Origin of the sequence: Salinivibrio sp. MA440 (genome assembly GCF_001996265.1) — a bacterium.
Lineage (GTDB): Bacteria > Pseudomonadota > Gammaproteobacteria > Enterobacterales > Vibrionaceae > Salinivibrio > Salinivibrio costicola.
Map to the genome: position 1 here is coordinate 1 of NZ_MUFI01000082.1, position 4,889 is coordinate 4,889.

Annotated in this window: 5 protein-coding genes; 2 read left to right on the forward strand and 3 right to left on the reverse strand. The window is 45.5% G+C overall.

Going from position 1 to position 4,889, the window contains the following annotated elements; translation table 11 throughout:
• Positions 1-194: 194 nt before the first annotated feature.
• Positions 195-890, reverse strand: coding sequence for a DUF2971 domain-containing protein (locus tag BZG80_RS15435; protein WP_077679752.1), 696 nt, complete (start codon positions 888-890; stop codon positions 195-197).
• Between the two features lie 82 nt (positions 891-972).
• Positions 973-1,533: a hypothetical protein gene (locus BZG80_RS15820; protein ID WP_108744130.1), complete on the reverse strand. Its 561-nt coding sequence runs from the start codon at positions 1,531-1,533 to the stop codon at positions 973-975.
• Between the two features lie 225 nt (positions 1,534-1,758).
• On the opposite strand from BZG80_RS15820, the gene BZG80_RS15445 reads away from it, so the two are divergent.
• Together BZG80_RS15445 and BZG80_RS15450 are read left to right on the forward strand one after the other, a co-directional pair.
• Positions 1,759-2,640: a tyrosine-type recombinase/integrase gene (locus BZG80_RS15445; RefSeq protein WP_077677775.1), complete on the forward strand. Its 882-nt coding sequence runs from the start codon at positions 1,759-1,761 to the stop codon at positions 2,638-2,640.
• Positions 2,637-3,683: an IS91 family transposase gene (locus BZG80_RS15450; protein WP_077679753.1), complete on the forward strand. Its 1,047-nt coding sequence runs from the start codon at positions 2,637-2,639 to the stop codon at positions 3,681-3,683. The genes BZG80_RS15445 and BZG80_RS15450 overlap by 4 nt, the downstream gene beginning before the upstream one ends.
• 295 nt (positions 3,684-3,978) lie before the next feature.
• Here BZG80_RS15450 and BZG80_RS15455 read toward each other — a convergent pair whose 3' ends face one another.
• Positions 3,979-4,725, reverse strand: coding sequence for a hypothetical protein (locus tag BZG80_RS15455; protein WP_077679754.1), 747 nt, complete (start codon positions 4,723-4,725; stop codon positions 3,979-3,981).
• Positions 4,726-4,889 lie beyond the last annotated feature (164 nt).

Sequence of the window (4,889 nt, forward strand, 5' to 3'; positions counted from 1 at the left end):
CACTTATAATTCATATTAATGTTATTCATAAAATTGATGCTAATTTTGACGCCAACATCCTCAAATATTAACTACTAATAATTGCCATCGCAAGCTAACGCAAAGAACAGTTGCAAAATAGTTGGCGCGACATTTTGGGAACCAAAATTCGTGACAATTATTTTGTCAATTGATTCGTCTTGTTATAAATCTGATTACAACTGTGTAATGTGAACTTTAAAACTATTTTCGTTAGTCTTTGCAAGTTTCAGTTTGTTTGCAAATCCCAACGTGRTTAGATTTGTAACAAGTCTTTCCTTATCCTTATCACTCATTCTTTCGCCAATTATTACGCTAACCAACGCATTAGGCGGATATTTTCTTAACCCATTATTTGAGGAAAGAAACCTATACTCCATTTCACACTGAAACTCTGCCGGTTTGTCAAAAAAACAAGCCTCATAGATACGATCAAGATTGTGTTTTTTAAAATCAACTCCTGCAACCTCCTCAAGTCCACTTCCTTCATTGATAAGGTTTTCTCCTGCTAATAGATGAGGAAAGTTTACATATTTAATTGGTCCAGCTTTAACTAACGAGTCTTCCATACTCTTGTTGAATGATTCAAAGTCAAAAACCAGGCAGAAACCTTTTAACTCGTTTCCGTAATGAGCCCACATAAAAGGAGATTCTTCTACCTTTGATGGGTCGCCAAAAGCCATCGAGAGAATACCCATATTTTCTAGCATGGATACATCCGGAGAGTATTTGTCATGTTCATTAGGGTCGAGCAAGCGGAACATATTTTCGGTAGGATCGTTCAATTGTTCAGTTTTAGCAAAGTATAAGCTTAGTTCTGATAAAGCAGACATTGAATAATCATTAACCGACTGAAACTTATATAAATTCACCGATACTTCCTTAGATTTATAACGCTTTGCTCACCGGAAAATTTGGAGCGCAGCGAGTAATTTTTCCGAGTGCAGCAATTTGTTATGCTCTCTTGTTGGGTAGAGCTGGAAAGTCCGATGCGGCCACCAAAGCAGAAAACTCGTGTTTGAACTCGTAGTCTCCCACATATGCCTGAGCGATCGCACCCAACCACGTAACCTTGAACTGCATGGAATTACCGACTCGCTCAAACCTGATCCTGTGCTTGCCGACGGCATCATGGCCCAGCAGGTATATGTGAAATGCGAGATCATCCCAATCTTCTATGGTTTCGGGGTTCGGGTCCACTACCAACTCGAAACCGTCCAGGAACTCCGGTGTGTAATCTGTGACGGCACATACCTTGAACCCACCATCATGCCAATAGTTGGAAGATAGCGTGCATGAGTGATAATTTCCCCAGACGATCGGTGCAGCCCAATCAGATGGGTAGTCGAAATCCTCACCATCTTCTATGTCGCGCTCTGAGTAGTAATCAGCCGACTCAAGATGCAAATCGAACCATACATCCCCATCCACCTCTTTCGCCGACCATAAGAACGTCTTAATTGGATGCCCCTCTGGCCAAGGGTTATCCTTGAAGTAGATTCTGTCAGGTTCCATGAGCTACCCCTGTTGGTGCATAACGCCAAATTAAGGTGTGAACAACGCTAACACCTTAGCTAAACCATTGTGCCATAAACACTAAACTGCCTTGAAGTGAAAGCGCCGAGCGTTGTGAATCACTCTTAAATTTATTGTTGAACGAAGCCGCTATGCGGCAGAATGTCGCCTTACCGCCTATGTTTCTTCCTACTCTGCCAATCAGCAGTAAACAGGAGAAACACCATGACCCCTCTACAACAACGGCACTTCGATGCCCTTTATCAACAGCACCTTGATAATTTAACGCTTCAAGGCAAACGCCCCGCTACCATTGATGCTTATGCCCGTGCCGTTCGACGTATCGCCGCATTCTTCGATTCTCCCCCTGACAATCTCTCCCAGCAACAACTCAAAACCTACTTTGTGCGCCTTATCGCTTCTCACTCTTGGAGTACGGTTAAGCTCGACCGCAATGGCTTGCAGTTTTTCTATCGCTATACCCTCAATAAACAGTGGCAATGGCTCGATATCGTCAAGCCTCCGCAAGTGAAGCCCCTGCCTGATATTTTAACCCCCAACGAAGTCGGCTTACTCATCACTCTCACCCGACAACCTCGCTACCAACGCTTTTTCTATACCCTTTATTGTCTGGGGCTGCGATTAGGAGAAGGACTGCAGCTGACAGTGAGCGATATCGATAGCGCTAACCATCAAGTACATGTGCGTCATGCCAAAGGTGGTAAAGACCGACTCGTGCCGCTCCCGGATAACACCCTCTCTGTGTTGCGCCAATACTGGCGCACCCATCGCCATCCAACCTTGCTCTTTCCCGGTGTCGGGAATGATGGCCCAATGGACCGCGGTGGCGTGCAGAAAGCCATGAAGCAGGTCTGTCGTGATGCCGGTATTCACAAGACCATCAGTCCCCATTCATTACGTCATTGCTATGCGACGCATTTACTCGAACAAGGCCTGGATTTACGCTCTCTGCAACGCCTTTTGGGGCATGCCAGTCTCACGACAACGGCACGTTATACGCAACTCACCGACGTCAAACACGCCCAGCTTCATCAGGCAGTAAATCGACTCGCATCCGGACTCACGATTCTGTGGGAGGCAACATGAGTACGTTTATTCAACTGTTGCAACAACATACCGAGACGATGCCGACTCATTCGATGACGCCTGATATCGCTCGGGCCATCTCCGCGATGACCCGTTGCCGGACAGGCGCATTGGGGCAATCTCAATGGGCTTGTCAGGGCTGTCACTATGACGAGCGAACGCCGCTCTCTTGTGGCCATCGCCATTGCCCCCAATGCCAACATCCCAACACAGTACAATGGCTAGAAAGGCAAACCACCAAGTTGTTGCCAACCACGTATTTTATGGTGACCTTCACCTTACCTGCGACGTTGCGTCACTTGGCTCATATGCAAGCAAAAAGCTTGTATGCATTGATGTTCTCTGTCGCCGCGTCAGTCCTGAAAGACTTCGCTCAGCGTAAACATGGCGCAGACAGTGGCTTTACGCTGGTACTACACACGCATAACCGACGACGGGATATGCATCCACACTTGCATGCGATTGTGCCCGCTGGCTTTTACCACCCAACACGTAAGCAATGGCACAAGGGTAATAAACAGTATCTTTATCCGCACGCAGCATTGGCCTCCGTCTGGCGGGCAAGGGTGCTCGCCGCCATTAACGCACACCCCGTGCTCTCACTGCCCCTTTCTGTGCCGAAGACATGGGTGGTGGATTGCCGTGCAGTCGGCCGCGGTCTACCCGCGTTAAAATATCTATCACGCTACTTGTATCGCGGCGTTTTGCCCGACAAAGATATCATCGACATCAGTGACCATCAGGTGACCTTCCGGTACACCGACAGCCAGACAAATCAATCGGCGACTCGCTCGTTGCCTACCAATCAGTTCCTGATGTTAATACTTCAGCATGTCTTACCCAAAGGGCTACAACGCGTGCGTGACTATGGCTTATTGCATGGCAGCGCCAAACACAAGCGATACCATATTCAACGTATATTGCTTCACATGGCACACCATACCTTGCCCGTTGAGACGGCCCCTGAGCAGCATACGACACGATGTTGTCCTACATGCGGGGAGCGGCTCATGGTCTGCGTGGGCGTGACACGACCGAGGTAGCCGAAAGGCGAATAGAATAAGGAGAATGGCGTTCACTTAAACACAGGAGAGCAAACCGACAAAAACCACATCGTTAACGTAACGTATTGAAGTGATGTCTTATCTGCTCACTTCTTGGCTGCGCTCGCACTGAAAAAAGTGCCAGACGCAGCGCCTACCTATGCGCATTCGAGCTATTTACTTAATAAAGCAACGGGCTTGTTCAACACCCAAATGTGTCGGCTGCGCGACACTTATTCTTATTTGTTAAATGAAGTGTCGGCTGCGCGACACTTATTCTTATTTGTTATACGACTTATTGAGGCTCCACGGCACTTTTTACTAACCCTGCATAACCAGCTAAATAACTGATCATGTGTGTATATACATCAATATGTCTGGGCAAAAAAGCATCATCATTTATTGGTCTCTCAAGCAAATAGACTCTACCGTCTAGTACAAATTGCTTAATAAATTCTCTGTGCTCTGCTTTATTGTTGTTAACCCCTGAGTCAGATATGACTTTTTCAACAAACTGTTCAAGATTGTTAACATACCCCTGAGCATGAACGATTTTGTGTCTCAGCTTTTCTATCATTAAGACCGCAATTTTAAGGTGAATTCCGAATGCATTCTTTGATTCGAGCTTCTTTACCTCTGGATATTTTGAACTGAAAAACGAAAGCGTACTTCTTAAGTTTGGCTTCGGTATTGACTCCCCCAATAAGAGTTCATGGGCATCAAATATGAAGCGCTCAAACTCTTCATACATATGCTCAATTAACCAGCAATATTGACTGTTCTTGTTCCAGAGAGTTAGATGCTTGAGCTCTGCTACGGATGTTCTTCTGAAAGCATACTTCTTAATTTTTCCAGTATTAATATCATGCAAGCCAAAAGCATCATGACTAATAATGTCACATGGCGAGTTTTTTGACTCATATTCATTTAAGATCTCGAATTCACGCTTAAATGAATTATTGATAACACGCTGCATTAATCCGCTGTCAGCCATACTCCTCAATAAAGAATCGTATTTTTCAGCAATCTGTTCGTAGCTCAATTATTGCTCCTGTCGTATAACATTGTATTAGTGCGCGTGCTCGATTTGTCAAAACCGTTATACGCGTCATTTTTTAACTAACTACTTATAATTAAACACATTTTTAACGCTTGAAGCAATCACTTTGCCTGCGAAAGTGTGCATGCCGCCTATCCCGGCCAAGG